Origin of the sequence: Salinivibrio sharmensis, from assembly GCF_001995985.1 — a bacterium.
GTDB lineage: Bacteria > Pseudomonadota > Gammaproteobacteria > Enterobacterales > Vibrionaceae > Salinivibrio > Salinivibrio sharmensis.
Window position 1 is genome coordinate 60,470 of the sequence record NZ_MUFC01000006.1, and the last position, 21,457, is coordinate 81,926.

General features: G+C 50.7%; 17 protein-coding genes. 8 read left to right on the forward strand and 9 right to left on the reverse strand.

What is annotated here, in order from left to right; translation table 11 throughout:
- The first annotated feature begins 82 nt into the window (after nucleotides 1-82).
- A complete protein-coding gene (locus tag BZG74_RS07540; protein ID WP_077772034.1) occupies nucleotides 83-2,239 on the forward strand; it encodes a YgiQ family radical SAM protein in 2,157 nt (718 codons plus the stop codon).
- Between the two features lie 180 nt (nucleotides 2,240-2,419).
- Here BZG74_RS07540 and BZG74_RS15600 read toward each other — a convergent pair whose 3' ends face one another.
- From BZG74_RS15600 to BZG74_RS07550, 3 genes are all read right to left on the reverse strand, one after another.
- Nucleotides 2,420-2,575, reverse strand: coding sequence for a hypothetical protein (locus tag BZG74_RS15600; RefSeq protein WP_158020637.1), 156 nt, complete (start codon nucleotides 2,573-2,575; stop codon nucleotides 2,420-2,422).
- A 69-nt stretch (nucleotides 2,576-2,644) separates the two neighbouring features.
- A complete protein-coding gene (gene ydiJ / locus BZG74_RS07545; RefSeq protein ID WP_077772035.1) occupies nucleotides 2,645-5,737 on the reverse strand; it encodes a D-2-hydroxyglutarate dehydrogenase YdiJ in 3,093 nt (1,030 codons plus the stop codon).
- A gap of 105 nt (nucleotides 5,738-5,842) precedes the next feature.
- Nucleotides 5,843-7,324, reverse strand: a complete 1,482-nt coding sequence (locus BZG74_RS07550; RefSeq protein ID WP_077772036.1) for a phosphatase PAP2 family protein — start codon at nucleotides 7,322-7,324, stop codon at nucleotides 5,843-5,845.
- A 47-nt stretch (nucleotides 7,325-7,371) separates the two neighbouring features.
- On the opposite strand from BZG74_RS07550, the gene BZG74_RS07555 reads away from it, so the two are divergent.
- Nucleotides 7,372-8,994: a VRR-NUC domain-containing protein gene (locus BZG74_RS07555; protein ID WP_077772037.1), complete on the forward strand. Its 1,623-nt coding sequence runs from the start codon at nucleotides 7,372-7,374 to the stop codon at nucleotides 8,992-8,994.
- Nucleotides 8,995-9,078: 84 nt separating this feature from the next.
- Here the strand turns inward: BZG74_RS07555 and BZG74_RS07560 are convergent, their stop codons facing one another.
- Nucleotides 9,079-9,732, reverse strand: a complete 654-nt coding sequence (locus BZG74_RS07560) for a PilZ domain-containing protein (protein ID WP_235605728.1) — start codon at nucleotides 9,730-9,732, stop codon at nucleotides 9,079-9,081.
- A 166-nt stretch (nucleotides 9,733-9,898) separates the two neighbouring features.
- Entirely contained in the window at nucleotides 9,899-11,194 is a 1,296-nt protein-coding gene (locus BZG74_RS07565; RefSeq protein WP_077772039.1) for a DUF945 family protein, read from the reverse strand.
- 282 nt (nucleotides 11,195-11,476) lie between these two features.
- Here BZG74_RS07565 and BZG74_RS07570 point away from each other — a divergent pair, with 282 nt between their 5' ends.
- The 3 genes from BZG74_RS07570 to BZG74_RS07580 all read left to right on the forward strand — a co-directional run bounded on the left by BZG74_RS07570 (nucleotide 11,477) and on the right by BZG74_RS07580 (nucleotide 14,611).
- Nucleotides 11,477-13,432: an ATP-binding protein gene (locus BZG74_RS07570; RefSeq protein WP_162274008.1), complete on the forward strand. Its 1,956-nt coding sequence runs from the start codon at nucleotides 11,477-11,479 to the stop codon at nucleotides 13,430-13,432.
- Entirely contained in the window at nucleotides 13,429-13,929 is a 501-nt protein-coding gene (locus BZG74_RS07575) for a response regulator (RefSeq protein WP_077772041.1), read from the forward strand. The genes BZG74_RS07570 and BZG74_RS07575 overlap by 4 nt, the downstream gene beginning before the upstream one ends.
- Before the next feature lie 133 nt (nucleotides 13,930-14,062).
- Complete coding sequence (locus tag BZG74_RS07580; protein ID WP_077772042.1) at nucleotides 14,063-14,611, forward strand: hypothetical protein; 549 nt, start codon at nucleotides 14,063-14,065, stop codon at nucleotides 14,609-14,611.
- A 120-nt stretch (nucleotides 14,612-14,731) separates the two neighbouring features.
- Here BZG74_RS07580 and BZG74_RS07585 read toward each other — a convergent pair whose 3' ends face one another.
- The 3 genes from BZG74_RS07585 to BZG74_RS07595 form a co-directional block, all read right to left on the reverse strand.
- Nucleotides 14,732-15,580 carry a universal stress protein gene (locus BZG74_RS07585; RefSeq protein ID WP_077772043.1) on the reverse strand — a complete coding sequence of 283 codons (849 nt, stop codon included), beginning with the start codon at nucleotides 15,578-15,580 and terminating at the stop codon, nucleotides 14,732-14,734.
- 11 nt (nucleotides 15,581-15,591) lie between these two features.
- A complete protein-coding gene (locus tag BZG74_RS07590) occupies nucleotides 15,592-17,106 on the reverse strand; it encodes a SulP family inorganic anion transporter (RefSeq protein WP_077772044.1) in 1,515 nt (504 codons plus the stop codon).
- Between the two features lie 276 nt (nucleotides 17,107-17,382).
- Complete coding sequence (locus tag BZG74_RS07595) at nucleotides 17,383-18,588, reverse strand: MFS transporter (protein WP_077772045.1); 1,206 nt, start codon at nucleotides 18,586-18,588, stop codon at nucleotides 17,383-17,385.
- A 301-nt stretch (nucleotides 18,589-18,889) separates the two neighbouring features.
- On the opposite strand from BZG74_RS07595, the gene BZG74_RS07600 reads away from it, so the two are divergent.
- Complete coding sequence (locus BZG74_RS07600; RefSeq protein WP_077772046.1) at nucleotides 18,890-19,900, forward strand: Preprotein translocase subunit SecY; 1,011 nt, start codon at nucleotides 18,890-18,892, stop codon at nucleotides 19,898-19,900.
- Here the strand turns inward: BZG74_RS07600 and BZG74_RS07605 are convergent.
- The gene (locus BZG74_RS07605) at nucleotides 19,897-20,274 is read right to left on the reverse strand and encodes a hypothetical protein (RefSeq protein ID WP_077772047.1); all 378 of its coding nucleotides are present in this window, start codon (nucleotides 20,272-20,274) and stop codon (nucleotides 19,897-19,899) included. The two genes, BZG74_RS07600 and BZG74_RS07605, sit on opposite strands and share 4 nt — an antisense overlap.
- Before the next feature lie 182 nt (nucleotides 20,275-20,456).
- On the opposite strand from BZG74_RS07605, the gene BZG74_RS07610 reads away from it, so the two are divergent.
- Complete coding sequence (locus tag BZG74_RS07610) at nucleotides 20,457-21,179, forward strand: AzlC family ABC transporter permease (RefSeq protein ID WP_077772048.1); 723 nt, start codon at nucleotides 20,457-20,459, stop codon at nucleotides 21,177-21,179.
- The gene (locus tag BZG74_RS07615; RefSeq protein ID WP_235605721.1) at nucleotides 21,176-21,385 is read left to right on the forward strand and encodes an AzlD domain-containing protein; all 210 of its coding nucleotides are present in this window, start codon (nucleotides 21,176-21,178) and stop codon (nucleotides 21,383-21,385) included. Before BZG74_RS07610 ends, BZG74_RS07615 begins: the two co-directional genes overlap by 4 nt.
- Nucleotides 21,386-21,457: the final 72 nt, after the last annotated feature.

Below are 21,457 nucleotides of genomic sequence, written 5' to 3' on the forward strand. Positions count from 1 at the left end.
TTTATCGCCCGCCCTGGCGTACGATATGCGTATCAATGAAGCGCACATCCTCATTGCAATGGGTTGACCAAGAGACCATAACGTGACACCGACTGCTATATACGATTACACCCCATACTGGGCCGCTTGTTTTGGCCCCGCGCCTTTTCTACCCACCAGCCGAGAAGAGATGGACATTCTGGGTTGGGATAGCTGCGACATTATCATTGTTACTGGCGACGCCTACGTTGATCACCCCAGTTTTGGTATGGCAGTGATCGGTCGTACATTAGAAGCGCAAGGCTTTCGTGTCGGCATCATTTCGCAGCCAAACTGGCACAATAAAGATGACTTTATGGCGTTGGGTGAACCAAACCTGTTTTTTGGTGTGACTGCCGGCAACATGGACTCGATGATCAACCGTTACACCGCAGACCGAAAGCTGCGCCATGATGATGCCTACACGCCTAATAATGAGGGTGGCAAACGTCCCGACCGTGCCGTTTTGGTCTATTCTCAGCGCTGCCGCGAAGCCTATAAGCAGACCCCGATTGTGCTGGGCGGCATCGAAGCCAGCTTGCGCCGTTTAGCACACTATGACTATTGGTCAGACAAGGTCCGTCGCTCTGTGTTATGTGATGCGAAAGCAGACATATTGCTATTTGGCAACGCCGAGCGCGCTTTAATAGAAGTGGCACATCGTCTATCTCGCGGTGACACAGTCGCCGATATGACCCGCATTGCCGGCACCGCAGTGATGATGAAAACACCACCAGAAGGCATGGCAGAGGTTGACTCTACCCGCATTGATAAACCGGGAAAGAGCATGACCATGCCCAACCCCTACGCCACAGAGACGCAGTGCGAGACGAACAAAAAAGCAGAGCCAGACGCGGCGAAGCCCATTACTATCCGTCCGTCTCGACACGATGCCAAAAACACCTTTGTTCGCCTGCCCTCGTTCGAAAAACTCAAGAACGATCGCATTTTGTACGCGCATGCTAGCCGAGTGATGCACTTAGAAGCGAATCCCTATTCTGCGCGCGCCTTGGTGCAGCAACATGGCGATCAACTCCTTTGGATTAACCCACCGCCGGTGCCCCTCACCACCGAAGAAATGGACTATGTGTTTGGGCTGCCCTATGCGCGTGTGCCTCACCCAAAGTACGGTAACGCCAAGATCCCCGCCTACGACATGATAAAAACCTCAGTGAACATTATGCGTGGCTGTTTTGGCGGCTGTTCATTTTGTTCGATTACCGAGCACGAAGGACGGATCATTCAAAACCGCTCACAAGCGTCGATCATTGAAGAGCTCAATGATATCCGCGATAAAGTGCCAGGATTTACCGGCACGATTTCAGACTTGGGCGGCCCGACGGCCAATATGTATCGGCTTGGCTGCGCAGATCCTAAGGCGGAGCGGAATTGTCGTCGCCCCTCGTGTGTATTTCCAAAGATTTGCGACAAGCTCAATACCGATCACCGCCATACCATCGATCTCTACCGCAAAGCGCGTCAGGTGGAGGGCATTAAAAAAGTCTTGATTGCCTCGGGCGTGCGGTATGACCTGGCGATTGAGTCACCGGAATATGTCAAAGAGTTGGTTACTCACCATGTCGGTGGTTATTTGAAAATCGCCCCTGAGCATACCGAGAAGAACACGCTGGACTTAATGATGAAGCCCGGCATGGGCGCGTATGATCGCTTTAAGGCGCTGTTCGAAAAATACAGCAAAGAAGCGGGCAAAAAACAGTATTTGATCCCCTACTTCATTGCCGCGCATCCAGGGTGTACGGATGAAGATATGGTGCAGCTTGCCTGCTGGTTAAAAGAGAATGAGTTTGAGTGCGACCAAGTGCAAAACTTTTACCCATCACCCATGTGTAATGCGACTGCCATGTACCACTCGGAAACCAACCCGCTAAAGCGAGTACGTTACAAAAAGCGCGAAGCACTGACAGTGGCAAAAGGCGAGCGCCAGCGACGCTTACACAAGGCGCTACTGCGGTACCACGATCCCGCCAACTGGCCACTGATCAGAGAAGCTTTGGTACGTATGGGTAAACAGCATTTGATTGGTAACGGACCAAAATGCCTGATCCCGAGAGAAAATGCCCCCGAAAAACCAGGTCGGCAGCGCCGCTCAGGCCGTCATGGCACCCAACGCTTTGCCACTAAGCACCCCAAGCAGCCCGATATACGTCGCCCCAATAACCACAAAGGCGCAGGTAATAAGCAGCGTGGTAAACGGACATAACCGTCCGTTGTAAGAGGCGCCGTTTTAAGAGGCTTAGAAAAAGAACGCTCGCAGCGAACCCCGTTACGGGCGTTTCACTACGAGCGTTTCACTACGAGCGTTTCATTCCGAACGTTGCGTGTTTTTAGCATCATCGGCGTCACACTATCCGGCTAATGATGCGTGAGTAAAAGGCTAGCACTAACGAAAAAGCTCTACACCAATCACTGCCAGCGCCAGCACACCGGCGATAGCCCCGATCACCCAAGCAATTTTCTTTTGCGTGCCTTCATCAAGGTACTGCGCCGCCGTAATCCCGAGTAAAACCAGCAAGATGATAACAACCGTTTTAAGCATTTGTTTTACCTTAGCTTTCAGCTCTCTATTTTACTGTATGCGAAACCCACCCAGATGCAAGCTATAACGTTATACGTTATCGACGCGCGCACGATCAATTCGTGTACATGCAAGCCGTAACAAGACCTGCAGTGGGTGTTGCAACCGCGTCTCACTAAACCGCTTCACTTGGCTACGGCACGAGTAACCGGTTGCGAGCACTCTCTCGCTAGGTAGGTTTGCCAACTGTGGCGACCAACTTAAATCATAAATCGCGGCTGACGTTTCGCGCTTATCTGCTTCATGGCCATAAGTGCCCGCCATACCACAGCAACCCACAGAAATCGGTTTAAGCTCTGCCCCAAAATGCGCAAACAACGCAACCCATTGTTGCTCAGCATGAGGTAACTGTGTTTTCTCGGTGCAATGGCCGAACAGATACCAGGGGTCAGCGTCACGGCTCGTCACGACCGGCATATTAGGCAGAACACTGGCTAGCCACTCGTGGCTCAGCAACACATTGAAACCTCCCCGATGCTTACCGAGCGCTTCTTGATACTCATCGCGGTAACACAGCACCAGCGCTGGATCGACGCCAACCATGGGAATATTTAACGTTGCCAGCTGATTCAAAAAGCCGGCGGTGTTACGAGCTGTTTGGGCGAAGCGGCGAAGAAACCCTTTTACGTGCTGCGCTTTCCCATTAGGTTTGAACGGTACCAACATGGGCACCTTACCCAATTGCCGCGCCAATTTGATCAAATCTTGAATCAGAGGCGCTTCATAAAAGCTGGTAAACGGGTCTTGCACGATCAACACATAGTTTTCACGCTCTTGCGCAGATAACGCCTGTAACCAGGCTAAATCAAACTTAAGCGCGTGATCGCCCGCCAGAGACTGAGCCAGCGTCGGCACCGACAACGCCGGTGTGTCTGTATAGCCAATAAGCTTCGCAGTAAGCCCTTGGGCCCATTGAGGCTGGGTCGCCGCATTCACCCATTTTGGTGCTTTGGCCATCAGCGGTAGCAAGGTTTCAATGTTAGCCACTAAGTGGTCTTTCACCGGGCGCGGATAGCGGCTGTAATAGAGCTGCATAAAGCGCGAGCGGAAACTCGGCACATCCACTTTGATCGGACACTGACTAGCACAAGCCTTACACGCCAAGCAACCGCTCATCGCTTCCATGACTTCATGGCTAAAATCATCTGCTTCTCTGCGGCGGGTAAAATAGCGTCCGAATTTGGCCATCACTTCACGTACTGAAGGCGACTGAGTCATCAATGCCTGCTCAACGGTCAACGGATCGACACCTTGCTCGGACAGTAAACGCAACCACTCTCGCACAATTCCAGCGCGGCCTTTTGGCGAATGACGGCGGTCATAACTGACTTTCATTGAGGGACACATGGGTGAGGCCGTATCATAGTTAAAGCACAGCCCGTTGCCATTGCACTCCATTGCCCCCTTAAAGCTGTCACGCACTTCTACAGGGATTTGACGGTCATAAAAGCCACGCTTGGTGTCATCAACCTTCACCAGTGAATCCTGGCTGTTAATCGGTGTGCAGATTTTTCCTGGATTCATCCGATTTTGCGGATCAAACGCCGCCTTGATATGGCGAAGCTGCGCAAACAAGGTCTCACCAAAAAACTCGGGGCCGTACTCCGAGCGATACCCTTTGCCATGCTCACCCCACATTAAGCCGCCATACTTGGCGACCAAGGCGACCACCTGGTCAGAGAGGGTTTTCATCACCCGTTCTTGGTCAGGGTCACACAAATCTAGGGCTGGACGCACATGCAGCACCCCTGCATCGACATGACCAAACATGCCATAGTGCAAATGGTGGCTGTCAAGTAATGCCCGAAATTCACTGATAAAGTCAGCAAGGTGTTCCGGCGGCACACAGGTATCTTCGGCAAAGGCGACGGGTTTAGCTTTACCTTTTGTGGCACCTAGCAGTCCGACCGCCTTTTTACGCATCGCGTAAATTTTGTTGATTGACGCGAGATCCCGACAAATCTGATAACCAATCACCCCTTTTTGCTTTTGTGCTATCAGGCTATCCAGTTGCTGACACAATGCCGAAATCTGTTGTTCAATCTCACCAGCATCGTTCCCGGCAAACTCCACCATATTAATGCCGTGCATGGTTTTGCCGGGCACCTCTTGCAACAGATCACTCACCGTATGCCAAACGATGTCGTTTCTTGCGAGATCAAGCACCTTGGCGTCAATGGTTTCAACTGACAGCGCGTTCGCCTCGACCATCGTCGGCGCGCTACGCAGTGCCGAATCAAAACTGTCGTATTTAATATTTACCAAAGTCCGCACGGTCGGGATCGGGGTGATATTGAGCTTGGCTTCGGCAATAAACGCTAAGGAGCCTTCAGCGCCACACAGCACGCGACCAATATCAAATGCAGTCAATGCGTCATCGTAAACATGCTTTAGGTCATACCCGGTTAAAAAGCGGTTAAGCGGCGGAAAGGTCTCGGTAATCAAATCTCGGTGCTCACGACAAACTGAGGACACCGTTTGCAGCGCACGGCCACTGAGATCATCGCGCGACATTGCTTGCTGAAGCTGATCCGCGTTGAGAGGCTGTGTATCGAGAACGCTACCATCCACGAGTACAGCTTTTAAACCCAGGACATGATCGGAGGTCTTACCGTAGCGTAGCGAGCCTTGACCCGAGGCATCGGTATTGATCATCCCACCAATGGTGGCGCGATTACTGGTCGATAAGTCAGGTGAGAAAAAGTACCCATACGGGCGCAATACATCATTGAGTTGGTCTTTGATAACGCCTGCTTGAACACGCACCCAACCTTGCTCAGGGTTCACTTCCAGCACCTGATTCATGTGACGAGACACATCCACCACCACATGTTTGGTCAACGACTGACCGTTGGTGCCGGTACCACCGCCGCGGGGAGAAAACTTAATATCACTAAACGTCGGGGCTTGGACGGTCTGACCAATAAGCTGAAGGTCACCAACCGATGCGGGAAAGAGAACGGCCTGCGGTAGGGCTTGATAAACACTGTTATCGGTGGCTACTGCAAGGCGGCTCGCATAGGTCGATTCAATATCGCCTTGGAAACCAGCTTCTTGCAAAGCGGTAATAAAATCAACGACGGCGGACGACAAGCCCGCCTCTGGGTGTATTGCCGGTATCATTGCTGTTCCTGTGCGCAGTCTCACCATGCCTGGTGCAATTTTTGTTGTGCTGTCACTTTACCTTAACTCTTGGCACAGCCAAAGCGATCACCGGGTAAATCCTTATCACCACGCGCGCCAACCTAGCCGCATACTCGACCATTTAGCGAGTTCTGGGCTGGCAATCAGTGCCCAAGGGCCCAAACTCCACGCTGCCATTGAAACGACAATCAGCACAATCCAGCTTAAGCCTGTCAGCTGTGCCACTCCCCAGGCAGCCCCCACAATGGCGGCGATACCGAAAAAAATCCACGCCAGCGTTAACAGTTTGCCATTGAGCTGGCTGGCCGGCTTATGACTAGGAAAGAGCTTATGCCAAACTTGACCGGTATACACACCAGCAGCTAACGCTGACAGATAAACCAAGTTGGGTAATTTAAGCGCCAGCGCCAACAGCGCCATGATAAGGCACGCTAAAAACCAGATCCGGCCTGTGATCAACATGGGTCTGTCGTTGCCCACCGTCACGGCATCCAGCTTAACGGTCGCCCAAGCAACACTGGCACCGACCAAAGCGCCAATGACCACATCACTGGCAAAATGCACCCCAAGGTACATGCGGTTCAGCCCCATAAGCACGATCACCAACAACGCCACCGCAAGCGCGCCAAACGCGGGTGGGTGGGTGACGCGACGTTTTAGATACCAAGCAGTCATCACTGCCGCTGCAAGCAATGTATGTCCACTGGGTACGGTAAAACCGCTTGCCTGCCCTATTTGTAAGTCAGGCCATAAATAAAACGGCCTTGGCATGGCAAAGCCACTTTTTAGCGTCGTCGACACTGCCGCCGCGCTTATTAACAAAAAGAGAAGTGATAATGCGGATTTATGGCCACGAAAGACCAAAAATAGCGGCAGCAGTGCAATATAAAAGGCGGTTTCTCCTAACGTATTGACCAGTTTGAACACGGCGCTTACTGTTGTTTTCCCCGCCTCACCCAGTTGTTGTACGGTGTTTTGTATGCCTGATACTAATCCATATTGACTGACATAAAACACAGGCGCTAAGGCGCTAAAATCTGCCATCGCACTAACATCACTGCTTGGCGTTCTCGCCGCTAGCGACCATAAGAGGTCGCGACGATCATTAAACCGATAGCGATAATCTTGCGCATGGGCCTTCGGTACCAGTCGTGCTTGCTCAATTTCAGAGGCAAAATGGGGCGCACGCCAAGCGGGCAAAAGGCCCATACCCTCAGCGGTAGAAACCACAGGCAATGGCGCCTGACTTTGACAGGCAAACAACACACCGCGCGCATCCTGATGATACACATCACCGACCGTCACACGGATTGCCGTTTCCTCAAACACTTCGCGGGCTAGCGCTCTGCTCGGTGATTCGGCCAAGTTAACCCGTCCGCCCGGCAAACCATACCGCCCGGTTACTGTGTCTTTAACTAATAAAAGACGGCCTGCAGGATCCGAGATAATGCACGCGACCCCAGCGATCCCTTGCTCGGCCGAGAACGTAGTCTCACTGTTAGCCAAGGCATCGCTCGACACAAATCCGCTAAAGACTGACAATAGTAAAGCGATAATCCGTTTCATGCGGCAGCTCCTGAATGCTTGTGTCCTGATGAAAGATAAGGAAAAGAATGACGCAGCCAGACCCTATTAGTCCCTATTATTACCATCATAACTTTCAAAACTTGATGGATTTAGTCTGCGAACGTGACTGGGATCTGCTCACAAACAACGAACGCCATTGGCTGACGACCTTTCAACAGCTTAGCTTCAAAGCACAGTGTCTGCTGGTGCGTTTATTGATGCGCCGTCACGACTGGTTTTTGGCCGATTCGTTGCACTACGATGAGCTGGGTGAAACACCGCCGCTGCTCGCCACCTTGGCTGAACATCAGTTGATTAGCCTCACCCATACTGCCCCGTCAGAGGTGGTATTTAAATTACTCACCAAAGCACAACTTATGGCGGCTTTTCCTGATACAGGACTCGCCAAAAGTGCGCCTAAAAGCCAGTGGCAGCAGGCGATAGAGGATCTCTACGGCAACAGGCTCGACAGCCCTTATACATTGGTGGTCTGCCACCAGCCAGACATCTTACCGGTATTAAACCTGCTGTATTTTGGCAATTCGCGCCAGGATTTGAGCCAGTTCGTAGTGGCCGAGCTGGGTATCCAACACTTTGAGCCCTATCCCATTCGGCAAGCCGATCGCTTATTTGAGCATCGGTCCCAAATAAACGACTGGCTGCACTTATCCGCATTAAACGAGATCGTGTGGCAAGCGCGCAAAAACAAGCAACCTAAAGAGGTATTGGCGTTAGCACCCTGTTTGCCAGCCCCTTTTGACTGGGCACCGCTCGAGCGCAAGCGTCAGCGCTTGGTTAATCGCATTGCCCGCGAATTTGAGCGCCAGGATGATTTATCGACCGCATTGTCGCTGTATCAAACCACCACTCAGCCACCCAGCCAAGAACGACGCGCACGCATCTTGATAAAGCAAGGTGACATTAAAGCGGCTGCAACGATCATCGCAACCATGCTCCAAGCCCCACACGATGAAGAAGAGCGTGACGTAGCGTATCGCCTAGCAAAACAAAAGCCGATTCGTGCCCTTGGCCAGTCGGCACCCGCAACACTTGCCACACAGCCACCGTTGCCTACCGAATCATTAACGTTAGCGCTTGAGCAGCGGGTAGAACACGAGGTCGCTGACTATTATCGTCAGCAAGGCTGGGAGGTATGGTTCAGCGAAAACAGCTTGCTTAACGCACTGTTTGGGCTGTTTTTTTGGGATATATTGTTTTTGCCAGTTCGTGGTGCCTTTCTTAATCCGTTTCAACGTGGGCCGCGCGATCTCTATAGCGACGACTTTGTTAGTAAACGGCAGGCACAGATTGACCAACGCCTCGCCGAGATTGACCGAGCACGCGATTGGGTGGCGCAACATTATCAGCAAAAGCACGGCATCACGAACGAGTGGGTAAATTGGTCAGTGATAGAGTGGCCGCTGCTTGAGGCTGCGTTAGTCATGCTCACAGACACACAGCTTCGCGCCTGTTTTCAACGTATTCTGTTCGACCGTCGCCATAACCGCCGCGGCCATCCAGACTTGTTTATGTGCCGAGGCGCATCCTACCAATGGGTAGAAGTAAAGGGGCCAGGCGATACACTGCAGCCCCACCAAACACGCTGGCTTCAGTTTTTTCAACAGCATGAGATCCCAGCGAAAGTGGCGTATGTCACGTCGAACGAATGATGTAGGCCGCCCCAGACTCACTGGGACATGTCTATCACCGCCTCTCAATCTCTCGACAGCCATCGCACTCTTAACGTGACGTTGTCACTCTTTTTCTTCGACATGTGGATTAAAAATGTAATGAGAGCCATCGTAAACCAGCCGTTTAATCAACGCCTCACAATGTTTGAGACCGCTGCGGTCAAATGAGACGCCATAACGCTGCATGCCCCATTTTTGTTGGCGGTTCTCGATTTGCCCACTCAAGATAAAACACTCGTCACTGTTTGGTGCTTGGATTTGAATCGCCATTTGGTGGTGTTTTTCAAACACAGGGGCAATGGCATCAAAACTAAACCCACAACCACCTGCAGAAATATCGGTAAGATTGACGGGCAAACGGCGATGATCGAGCGGAATTTCCCCTTTGACGTTTAACTCATAACGATTATCTTTGCGCTGTTGTATCAGTTTGGCTTGTTGCGGTAATTCGACCATTACCAAATTAATTGGCGTTTTGAGCACAGTTGAGATCTTAGAGGCGAACCGTACTTTAGCCCCCTCGCCCTCATCAGATACTGCATCAACCGCCAAGCGATAACCTTCAATAAAAAACTGATTAACTTGATTAAGATTCTCGGTCGGTAGCGAAAAGAATAAGCGTTTTTCACCATCAAAGCCGATAAAGGTACATTCACAACGGTACGTTTGTCCCACTGGAGTCTTTATTTGTACGTGAGTCGTGGTGCCATGTTTCATAAATGCCACAGCACGTAATCCTATGACGGTCTCTTCTCTCACCGTTTTATATTTTTTGGCCTTAAGTTCAGGCAAAGACTGCATCATCGATCGCTTTTATCGTTTTTATCGTTTTTAAAGGAATAAGGGCACGGACGTTTCAATCATCCCCGTGCCCGTGAGGTATTTACATCAGCATAAACATCACAAATTGCACCAGTGGTATGGCAGTGCCATCAGAGGTGATGATTTGGTTTCCCTCGATTTTGGCAGTCAGCACGGTGTTTTCATTTGTTTGTGTGACAAAGCCCGCTTTGGTCAGATCTTGTATTTTTGCTTGCCACGGTGACTGTGTCAGCACCCCATTGGGTACCGAAACATCGAGATCACCGCTCACCTGATTGATCAATTGTTGAAGATTGAACACGCCAGTTGGCTCACTGTCTTTCACATCAACGTGCATGTCGACACTGATATCCCCCTCCGGCAACGTTATGCTCGCGGGCGACAAATCAATCGATAACCCCGATTGCAACAATTGCACCAAAGCTTGATCAAAGGCCGCCATACTGACAGGGGCGCCACCTTCTTGCCACTGCGACGAGAGTAACGCGATTTGGGACATGGCACTGTAATCAAGATGATTGGCATCGAGTGCCACTACCAAGTTACGCCACTGCGTGTTGTTTGGTAACGCAATCGTCCCCACCGTCAGTTGGTTGGTGTTATTTAGCTCGCGGGTTGACGTTGACTCAGACGCAACCAACTTGTTCCCTATCTCAAGCTTGACGTCACCCAGCTTTAACGATTGACCGCTCACATCACTGAAGTGCGCTTGCTCGAGCGATAAAGACTGTTCACCAATCCACAGGCCATCTTGCAAATAGCCGCTTCCTGACCCCGACACGCTATCCACTTTCAGTTGCTGCCCACTATCGTCGTTGAAGGCCAGCGCGGGTAAAGAAAAGGTGGCGTTCACATGTCCTTTGCGGTCGATCTCGCCTTGTAGGCTTAGCTCACTCGCGGTCAGGTTACTGCTCGCCTCTGATAGTGAAAAAGGCGCGACAGTAAGATGATAGTCGGATGCCCCTGTCATCAAGGTATCCAGCTTTAAACGAATTGGGGTTGGGTTACCGGGCCACGCTTTTTGCGTAATCGCTTGGAGCTCAGGCGTCATCACCAATGTGTTGCTTGATGACACGCCAAATACGCCGTGAGAGATCTCTGAGGCGATTTCGTAACTAACGGGTAAACCCGACTGCGCAAGCATCGCTTTGCTCTCACCCTGAAACTCAACACGCGTGACCGCCTGTGAGCTCAGATAGCCGCGTTCATACGCCTGCTGCTCAAGCGTGAATTCTGGTGTTGAACGCTGATCGACTTCTCGCTCATACATCGACTGTGCGATTTGCCCAGTCGCAAACGGCCAACACGCCACAATCGCAAGTCCCCCAGCAATTGCGCCATACTTTCCTAAAAACATGTTTTCTTTGCCTCAAGCACGCGAAAAGCCATAGTGTAACTAAAATTGGGTGGTGAAGATAACGCGTTATACTGTCCAGGCAAACTGTTATGGAAGCTACCGCACAGGTCAATAGACAAAAAATAATAACAAGGGACTTTCTCACTAATGAGGCAAGGACGTGTATCACAGTACCGCCATGCAGAATACGGTGTATTTATTCATGAATGTCGACCATTTCGCATCATTGCCGCGGATAAATGCATACAATCAAAGCATATTTGCGGTAGACCGACAGAGTGTATGAACCCCTACGTTATATTGTGCATTGACCAAGACCCTTTCGTGGTAGAGCAGTTGTCTCACGACCTCGCGCCGTTTCGTGATGTATTTGATCTTTGCAGCGCAGAGACCCCAGACGACGCCTATGCCATGCTCGACGACTTTGAGGCCAACGAGCAACAGGTGGCATTGCTTATTTGCCATAACGTTGCTGGCGATAATCATGGTATCGATTTATTGGTCAATGTCGACAACTACTCTGCAAGCCAAGGGACGCGCACGGTCTTGCTCAGTGAAGCACCGCAATACGATATTATTTTACAGGCGGTGAATGAAGGCCGGCTCAATTATTGTATGCACAAGCCCTGGCGAGCCGACGAGATGCAGCGTGTCGCCGAAAAAGAACTCACCACTTACGTATTACGCTATTGCCAACATGATTTACTGCGCTACGCTGAAGTGTTAGATCACCGTACCTTATTAGATGCCCAAGTTGAGCGCGAGATAAGCCAATTTCAAGCGCAATTGTTAGCACCGGGTGAGACCGACAAAGCGGCAATCGCCGATCGCGTGATTGCCGGGTTATATGCGTTTTTTGAAGGCAATGATGAAAGCCGCGCATGCCGCACCTACAGTGCCAACCATGTTCTTACCAAAGAAAATCAAGACAATGCATTTTTGTGGTTTATCACAGATGGCGACGTTGGCCTGTATAAAACGGATGACGAAGGGCAAGAACATCATGTCTCTACCCTTTCTTCCGGCAGCTTGATTGGCAGTATGTCGTTCGTGACGGGAGACGTTTCTTTCTCTACCGGTCGCACTCTCACTCGGACGCAGGTGATCAAAATCGATCATGCTTTATTCAGTAAAATAATGACCAGCCGTTCAGAGCTGTTGCCCTTGTTTATTCAATACCTGTTGCTGCACTTTAATCAACGCTTAAAGCGCAGTATCGATACCGAAATCCAGCTGCAGCAAACGCTCGCCTCACTGGACGAAGCTAACCGCCAGTTATTAGAAAAAGAAAAGATGGCACTACTGGGGCAACTCGTGGCGGGCGTCGCTCACGAACTCAATAACCCAGTGTCAGCGATTTTACGCAACAGTGACGCACTTGCAGACGCCCTAGAGGAAGTGGCAAAAACGCCGTTGACCTCAGCCAGCCGCGAACAAGCCCTGTCGCTTTTACAGACAAACCGCGAGAGTACCCCCTTATCAACGGCCACGGCTCGAACCTATACCCGCACCTTAAGCGACGTCACCGGGGATAAACGTATCGCGCGCGATTTAGTCAACATCGGATTGTATCAGCCTGAAAACATCAAAGAATGGCAACAGCATCTGGGTGAGGGGTTTAATCGCGAACTCACTAACTGGAAGCAATACGCCCGCTGTGGGCGGTTATTGCGCTCTAATCATGTGTGTGCGGCGCGTATTGCCGATCTAGTCAAAAGCTTACGCACCTATGCCCGTCAAGACAGTGAACAGCGTCAGCGCACCCGGATTATTGAAAACATTGACGATACCCTTACCTTATTTGAGCATCGACTCAAGCCTCATCAATTGGAAAAGCGCTACGACTGGGTGCCCGATATTATTGCTCAGCCCTCGGCCTTAGCGCAGGTATGGACTAACTTGATTGCCAATGCCCTTGATGCAATGCCCGACCCTGGCACACTGACCGTGACAGTAAAAACACGCAATGACCAAGCCTCTGGCACTATCGAGGTGTCCGTCAGTGATACCGGCATCGGTATGACGCCTGAGCAGCAAGAAAAAATGTTTGCGTTAAATTACACCACCAAACGCGAAGGCCATTTTGGTCTAGGTATTGGCCTGACCATGTGCCAAACCATTATCCATGAGCATGGGGGTGATATTCAGGTACACTCGCAGCCAGCTGTCGGTACCACAATGACAGTGACGTTACCGATTAAACTCCCCGCCTCTGCCAGTAAGGAGCCACAACCATGAGCCAGTATTTAATCCTATGTGTCGATGATGAGCGTGATGTACTCGATAGCGTGATCGATGACTTGCAAGGCTTTACCGATCACTTCGAGGTAGAAGCGGCAGAGTCAGTCGCAGAAGCACGAGACGTGATTGCGGAGATGGCCACTGAGGGTACCAAGCTGGCCTTGATTCTGTGTGATCATATTATGCCCGGCGAGCTCGGGGTGGAATTTTTGATTGAGTTAGCCAATCAGCCAGAGACAGCATCGACGCGCAAAGTGTTACTCACCGGCCAAGCAGGGTTGGAAGATACGGTCTCTGCAGTTAATCACGCCAGCTTACACTATTACCTCGCCAAGCCTTGGCAAAAAGAGACCTTGGTCAGTGTGGTCACCGATCAGCTCACCAGCTATGTCATCGCCCACGAAACTAATTTATTTCCGTGGACCAGCGTACTGGACACCCCTAGGATTGTAGAAGCCATCAACCGCAACAAATGGGATATGGGCGCAGAGTAGTCGCCAAACCAGTTCATACACACCGATAAGTCAAAAATCGGTAAAAAAGCCTGACTCACGGGCGGATGTGCTTGTTTCTGCGCGCAATCGTCTTATAGAATGATTTGAACACCAATAACAAGTGGAATTGATAATGCGTAAATCTCTTTTAGCCAGCGCGATTGTCGCCTTGGCTTCTTTCAGCGCCGTGGCCAATGAAGAAGACGCCAACCTCACCACCATGAGTAACTTCAGTTATGATTATCTGGAAGGGCGTATCGGTGTCAGCCCGCTTACCTATGGTGCAGGATTTAGCATGTCTATCCATCCCAACGCGCACGTACGCGTAGAAGCGGACACCGAATTTGATTCCGATTGGGACACGGCTGCTGGGATTGGCTTTCATGCGCCGATTAACAACTGGGCAGACTTAACCGGTGAGCTACTCGCGCGTGGCGTCAACAAAGAAAACTTCGATAGCGATGTCGGCTTGGAAGTTAACCTAGGCATACGCCAGTGGTTGGGACCGCAAGTTGAAGTTGGCGGCGAAATCGGCCTACTTACCGTTGATGACGAAGAAGATACCTTTGGATCTGCCTACGGGCGATTCCATGCCACTGAGCTATTCTCACTCGGGGCAGCCTACCGTGTTAACGAGTGGTACGGCGATCAGTTTATGTTTACCACGCGTTTTAAATACTGATAAGTCCACTCGGTAGTGCATTGCCATCAAGCAATAGCGCATTGCCGCCAGACGGTGACAGTCAGATCAAAAAAACCCGCATCGCTGCGGGTTTTTATGTATGTATGCACTCATGCACAACTAACGAATCAATAGCATAGGCACGGTCGATTCAACCAACAACTTAGTGGTATTGCTCCCCACAAAGAACTGACGCAGTTTTGAGTGCCCATAGGCGCCCATCACGATCAATCCAACTTGATTAGCCGCTTGGTAATCTAAAATCGCACGGTGAACGTCACCGGTTAGCTGAGCCTCAACCACATCGACACCCGCCGTTTTCAAGCGCTCTGCCGCGCGTTTAAACGCTGCCAGCTTTTCTTGCGAGTCTTCTACCATCACCAAGTGACAGGTCATTCCTGCCAACAGCGGGGTGCTCAATGCTTTTTCCACGAGCTTTTCGCTGATATCGCTGCCATCGAACGCTAATAAGTAGCTTTCAGGTGTTGAAAACTCGCCGTTAGCCACCAAGGTATGCGCTTTAATCGAGCGCACCACGCTTTCAAGCTGTGAGCCGATTGCCTTGGTATCGTTTTGGTGCAACTCACCGGATTTACCCAAGACTAACACTCGCGTCTGTGGCTCGATATCAAGCAGGGTTTCCACCAAGTTGCCATGACGCTGCAATTTGCGCACGTCTTCCAGCCCTTTGGCTTTCGCGTCTTCTTCCAGCTCAGACAGCAAGGCTTTGCCGTGCTTCATGGCTAGCTTAGCGCGCTGCTCATCCAGCTCCACCAGCTCTTGTAATAGTTGTTCACGGCTACCCACACCTAGGTTACCTGATAGCTCAGGCTCCGCTTGGTGTGAGGATTTATCCAGCACATGCAAAAGTGTCAAAGGGACAGACAAGCGCTTGGCAGCCCAAACGCTCAAATCTGCAACTTGCTTTGAATAATGCGGGCCATCTACGCACGCGGTAATTTGTTCCATGGTCGGTCTCCTTAGTGGCCACCCATCATTTTTTCTACTTCTTCTGGCTTATCGTGCACACCGAATTTATCGACGATGGTCGCCGTCGCATCATTCATGCCGACGATATTCACCTCGGTACCCTCACGACGGAATTTAATAACCACCTTATCAAGGACAGACACGGAGGTAATATCCCAAAAGTGCGCTGCAGAGAGATCGATGGTGACACGCTCCAACGCTTCTTTGAAGTCAAACGATGATAAAAATTGATCTGACGAGGCAAAAAAGACCTGGCCAACAACACGATAGGTACGTGCGTCGCCATTGTCCTCTGGCTCGCTTTTCACCACCATAAAGCGACCAATCTTATTGGCAAAGAACAAGGCCGCGAGTAACACCCCAACCAGAACCCCGATCGCAAGGTTGTGGGTGAAGACCACTACCACCACGGTCGAGACCATCACGATATTAGTCGATAGTGGGTGTGATTTCAGGTTAACCACTGATTCCCAAGAGAAGGTACCGATAGACACCATGATCATTACCGCCACCAGTGCGGCCATCGGGATTTGGCTGATCCAATCACTGAGGAACACCACCATAATCAGCAATAGCACGCCGGCGAACAAGGTAGAGAGGCGTCCACGTCCACCGGATTTTATGTTAATGACCGACTGACCAATCATCGCACAACCGGCCATACCGCCTAAGAAACCGGTGGCGATGTTGGCAATACCTTGACCTTTACACTCACGGTTTTTCTCACTGTCCGTGTCGGTCAGATCATCGACGATAGTGGCTGTCATCATTGACTCGAGCAAACCCACCACGGCAAGGGCCGCAGAATAAGGGAAGATAATCGCCAAGGTATCAACGTTTAACGGCACATCCGGCCATAAGAATACTGGCAAGGTATCAGGCAGTTCACCCATATCACCGACGGTACGCAAGTCGAGGTTATACGCCATCGCAATACCGGTTAGGATAAGAATGCACATCAATGGAGAGGGAAGCACTTTGCCAATGCGCGGTACGTAAGGGAAAAGATAGATAATCGCGAGCCCCGCCGCCGTCATCGGATACACATGCCACATTATTTCGTTGTCGCGGATGATTTCCGGACCAATGAGCTCTGGCAACTGCGCCATAAAGATCAGGATCGCGAGCGCGTTGACAAACCCAGTTACCACTGAGCGAGAAACAAAACGCATCAGGTTACCGAGTTTTAAATAACCGGCCGCTATTTGCAGTATCCCGGTTAGCACAGTCGCCGCCAATAGGTACTCAAGCCCATGCTCTTTCACCAAGGTCACCATCAACAACGCCATCGCACCCGTTGCGGCGGAAATCATGCCTGGACGGCCACCCACAAAGGCAATGATCACAGCGATACTGAAGGAGGCGTAAAGCCCGACTTTCGGATCCACACCGGCAATAATCGAGAAGGCAATCGCTTCTGGGATCAAGGCCAATGCTACAACGATACCCGCAAGAATATCGCCACGTACATTGGAGAACCAATCACGCTGAATTCTATCTATCATGAACGTCTCTACAAAATTGGGTTAAAAAAGGTGTCGCGCTCATTTCAGGCCTGATTTCACCTGAAAATCAAAACGCGTGATCCTAGTCACTTATTGACCAAGCGTCAACTCCCCTTTTTTTGTCCAATAACGACTTAATTCTTATAAATCAGATGCTTAATTTGTAATTGTGATATTTTTAGCACAGATTTATTTCATTCTTTTCGCCAACCCTTTTTTCGTTTGTTTTTGCATCAGGCAAAATTGGCTTTTGCACATTAGGCATAGCGCTACGCCTTATATACGTGGATACACGGGCACCAGCAGCACGGTAAAGGAAAGAATCAACCCAATGAGTGCATAAATCAGTTGGTTAAGCGTCCAGCCAATATCGATCACGATACCGAACACCCAAGGTGCCAATGCGGTGGAGAGGATCATCATGCCAGTCACCAAAGACCGAATGGCACCAATATGCGAGACCCCGTACATTTCCGCCCATAAGGTATTAATCACAGGATTGGTTGCACCAATCGCTAAACCGAAAAGGCACATAAAAAGCGGTGCCGCAAGGGTATGATCAATGTTAGCTATCACCATTAGCCCAAGTAGCAGTGGAATGGGGATTAAGATAAGTACATTTCGCGAACGATATTTATCAATCAAGCTGCCTGATATCACTGAGCTTAGCCAATGCACGGCGCCGTAAAATACGAAACTGCCCGCTAATACGCCCGGCGTCCACCGTTTCGCTTCCAGGATAAAGTCCTGTTGGATAAAGACGCCGGTCACCAGAAACGGCGTCACCAAAGCTATCGGTATGATCATCCAAAACCGCCAGTCGCGAACAACTTGACGCCGACTCGCATCGCTGGCGTGGTTTTGATTGTCTGCGTCAATACGGGTCCGCTTAAGGTCTGCTTTTCTGACTAGCCATAACACCAGTGGTAAAAACACCACTAACAGGGTGGCACCAATGAATAACCAGCTTTCTCGCCAGCCCAAAAACGCGATTAAGCCAATGACGATTGAGGGTAAAACCACCTCGCCAATGGCAACACCACTGCCGACCAAGCTAATGGCTTTACCTTTATCCTGCTGCGCACGCTTAATCACAGTGGCTTGCGCGATGTGAGGTAAAAAACCTTGTCCACAAAAGCGCAGTAAGAAGAAAACTAGCAGCAGCCCTACCACACTATCAACGGCATACATCAACGCACACGCGATCATCAGTAACATGGTAAAAAAGAGCAGTAATTTGTCGATCCGCACCCGATCCACCACACCACCAAAGCTAATCACCAACACGCTACTGGTCATAGTCGCAATGGCATAAATCCCGCCGTAGGTCGCATCACTCAACAACAGCGCATCTTTAATACTGCTGCCATACCAACTGATGAAAAACGATTGACCGATGTTGCCAAAAAAGATCGATAAAAAGCCAAAGGCAATTAACGGCCATTGGTGCTTAATTAATGTCACATACGATCGCGCTAGCATACGCCTCCATTACCCCCTGTCATTTCACCTTGAAGCGTCACATATCAACACGCCCTTCAAGGGCTTATTTAACGCATGGGGGATATCATTCCATGAAAATTGACTATGACATGCCTGCACGGAAGAAGAAATGAAACCCGATCTGCTTGCGTCGGTTTTGTGATGCCTTTTAATCCATGTTGGCGATGAATCAATCGCTTATTCATGTTTTCACCGCTTACTGACACACAAACGGGCTGAGATGCGCTAGGCTTTGCGCCCTCTCAATATCACAGACAATAACAACAATATGAACCCAGTCATGTCAGCGCCAACCAAGATGGCGTTACGCTTCCCCAAAGGGCGATTCGCCATGTTAAGTGTGTACAGCTTTACCGGCGCCGCCATTGTGGCTTCTACCATTTTTTCCCTGCTGCTTTTTTTATCCCTTGACGATAACCCGCTGATGCAGTGGTTGTTCGGGGCACTGGCAGTGATTTTTGAAGCGGGTAAGTTTTATGCATGGTACGAATTTGGTGAGCGCCGGGCGCACGGCAACTATGTGGGCGCCCTGTCAGCCTTGGCTTTTTATCTCATTTTGGCCTTAATCTCGATTGGCGGCAGTATTGGCGGCATCAATAGTGCCACCAATGCCGCGCAAAGTGAGCAGCGCCAAGCCCAAGCGCAGATTGACGCTTATAACCGGCAAATCAACGCCATCGAGCAACAAATCACATTGAACAATCAAGCCGCTGAGCGTTATATCGAATTGGATAGAATTGCGACTGGCGTGGCACGACTACAAAAAGAAAACAACCAATTACGCAAAGAGCAACAGCAGCTCGCGTTAGAGCGCGATAGCTTACCCGCGGTGGCACAGGGATCCATCTTGGGGTTGATTAGCAATCTTGCGAACACCTTGGGCGTCAGTGCCGATCAGGCCCAATCTTGGCTGGTGATTTTTCTCTCTGTGTTGCTCGATGTATTCGCCGCTTTCTTTGTCGGCGTGATTGGTGAAGAGCAGCGTTTCCGCCATTGGTATCGTCACCCACATGCCACACCCCCTACGCCTGTGAACACCAAGGCGTCTTCTCGTGTTAATGAGATAAACACGGAATCCACAACGCCTTCAGAGGTTCCTAACGAGGATGTAGATTCGCCTTATGCCGATATCAAAGCCGCGTTAGCCGCCAAAACGTTACGTTGTAGCAAGAAAGCCGTGATGGCGGAGTATGCACTCAGCCAAGAGGCCGTCGATACCCTATTTACCCACTTACAACAACAGGGATTGGTCGCCAAAAAGCCGAACCACCATTATCACTGGGTGGGTTAAGCCAACAGCGTCAATATACCGCTGAGTATCATGGCGGGAAGCCCACTTAAAAACAGCCACAGTCCGAGCTTGTCATCGGGCTGTGACGATGAATCGAGCACCATCGCGTGCTGTTGAGCCGTGAGCGCCCGCCGTGTCAGTGAATCACGGTACCAATAGCGGCTTTTGTGACGACTGTACGTCACAAGCCCCGCCGCCGACCAAACGAGCCCCCCGACGTAGAATGCACCATCCCCAAACGTCGTCAATGTGACCCATCCCACCTGCCATGCACCAACCACAGCGGCACTGGCTATTGCCGTTGACACTAACCAAACATAGAGAAAATGCACGCTTGGCGATGTTGATCCCCTCAGGTGATACGGTGCTTTCATCGTGTTTCCTTTCTGTGTCTTAGCGAGCCACACTGGCTGTTGATAATCCCATCTCTTTGCGGCATGGCGGTGATGTGATACAAACATCTTGTAAGTTTGTTAATCAGTACGTTACCTGACCTTTTAGCACCTTACCGATAAAAACAATTTATAACCAAGCAAATACAACAAAAAGGTGATCTATGCATAAGGCTGCACAAGGGGTGCATGCGCCTGAGGCATCACTATGGCGCGCATTGGGCGATGTTAGTCCGCTGTGCCTCGCCGTCCTGCCCTGGGGGATACTCTGCGGTTCATTAGGGCTGCAAATGGGATTCAGTGCGCTGCAAACACAAGCCATGTCCTTACTGGTTTTTGCAGGGGCGGTGCAATTGTCTGGCACCATGATGGTGGGCAATGCGGCGGGTTTACCGGCGGTACTCGGTTCTACACTGGTGATTAGCGCACGGCACCTTCTCTATGGTGCCCACTTTCGTCAATACATTACTCCCTTGCCACTTAAATGGCGTCTCGGCCTCGGCTTTTTACTGACCGATGAAATGTATGCGCTTTCAACCGCACACACCAGCAAGCAAGGAAGATTTTCTAAACACTACGCCCTGTATACGGGCGCCGCGTTTTATATCGGTTGGAACCTTGCCACCTTGGCAGGGATCCTCGCCGGTTCTCAACTGAAAGCCTTGGAAGCCATCGGGCTCGACTTTGCCATTGCAGCCACCTTTATCGCCCTGACCGTGCCCAGTATAAAAACTCGCCCCGTGCTACTTTGTGCCTTGGCGAGCGGTGTCAGTATGCTGCTATTCACCTATTACCACCTCCCCAATGCGTTAATCTTTGCAACCGGCGTAGGTATGGTCGCGGGGCTAATGGCTGAGTCGCTACCGACACGGAGGGCAGCAACATGAGTTACTGGTTAATCATCGTCGCCATGGCGCTGATCACCTTCTCGGTGCGCTATCTGCTACTAGCACGGAGTATCCCTGTGCGCATAGGTCCGCGGTTGCAACGACTCCTAACCTACTCTGCACCGGCGGTTCTGACCGCGCTATGGGTACCGATTGTCTTTTTCCTGAGGATCAGCTGGCTATTTCTGCGACCAACCCTTATTTAGTCAGTGCTTTAGTCGCGATCGGCTTAGCCTGTACGCGCTTATCCACCTTATTAGTGGTCGGGCTATCGATTG

Bases quoted from the DNA above. Each gene is read 5' to 3' on its own strand.
- BZG74_RS07615 (WP_235605721.1), top strand. From the start codon at position 21,176: ATGAGTTACTGGTTAATCATCGTCGCCATGGCGCTGATCACCTTCTCG.
- BZG74_RS07555 (WP_077772037.1), top strand. From the start codon at position 7,372: ATGACGCAGCCAGACCCTATTAGTCCCTATTATTACCATCATAACTTT.
- BZG74_RS07600 (WP_077772046.1), top strand. From the start codon at position 18,890: ATGTCAGCGCCAACCAAGATGGCGTTACGCTTCCCCAAAGGGCGATTC.
- BZG74_RS07560 (WP_235605728.1), bottom strand. From the start codon at position 9,732: ATGAAACATGGCACCACGACTCACGTACAAATAAAGACTCCAGTGGGA.
- BZG74_RS07585 (WP_077772043.1), bottom strand. From the start codon at position 15,580: ATGGAACAAATTACCGCGTGCGTAGATGGCCCGCATTATTCAAAGCAA.
- BZG74_RS07565 (WP_077772039.1), bottom strand. From the start codon at position 11,194: ATGTTTTTAGGAAAGTATGGCGCAATTGCTGGGGGACTTGCGATTGTG.
- BZG74_RS07575 (WP_077772041.1), top strand. From the start codon at position 13,429: ATGAGCCAGTATTTAATCCTATGTGTCGATGATGAGCGTGATGTACTC.
- ydiJ (WP_077772035.1), bottom strand. From the start codon at position 5,737: ATGATACCGGCAATACACCCAGAGGCGGGCTTGTCGTCCGCCGTCGTT.
- BZG74_RS07550 (WP_077772036.1), bottom strand. From the start codon at position 7,324: ATGAAACGGATTATCGCTTTACTATTGTCAGTCTTTAGCGGATTTGTG.
- BZG74_RS07595 (WP_077772045.1), bottom strand. From the start codon at position 18,588: ATGCTAGCGCGATCGTATGTGACATTAATTAAGCACCAATGGCCGTTA.
- BZG74_RS07605 (WP_077772047.1), bottom strand. From the start codon at position 20,274: ATGAAAGCACCGTATCACCTGAGGGGATCAACATCGCCAAGCGTGCAT.
- BZG74_RS07580 (WP_077772042.1), top strand. From the start codon at position 14,063: ATGCGTAAATCTCTTTTAGCCAGCGCGATTGTCGCCTTGGCTTCTTTC.
- BZG74_RS15600 (WP_158020637.1), bottom strand. From the start codon at position 2,575: ATGCTTAAAACGGTTGTTATCATCTTGCTGGTTTTACTCGGGATTACG.
- BZG74_RS07610 (WP_077772048.1), top strand. From the start codon at position 20,457: ATGCATAAGGCTGCACAAGGGGTGCATGCGCCTGAGGCATCACTATGG.
- BZG74_RS07570 (WP_162274008.1), top strand. From the start codon at position 11,477: ATGAACCCCTACGTTATATTGTGCATTGACCAAGACCCTTTCGTGGTA.
- BZG74_RS07590 (WP_077772044.1), bottom strand. From the start codon at position 17,106: ATGATAGATAGAATTCAGCGTGATTGGTTCTCCAATGTACGTGGCGAT.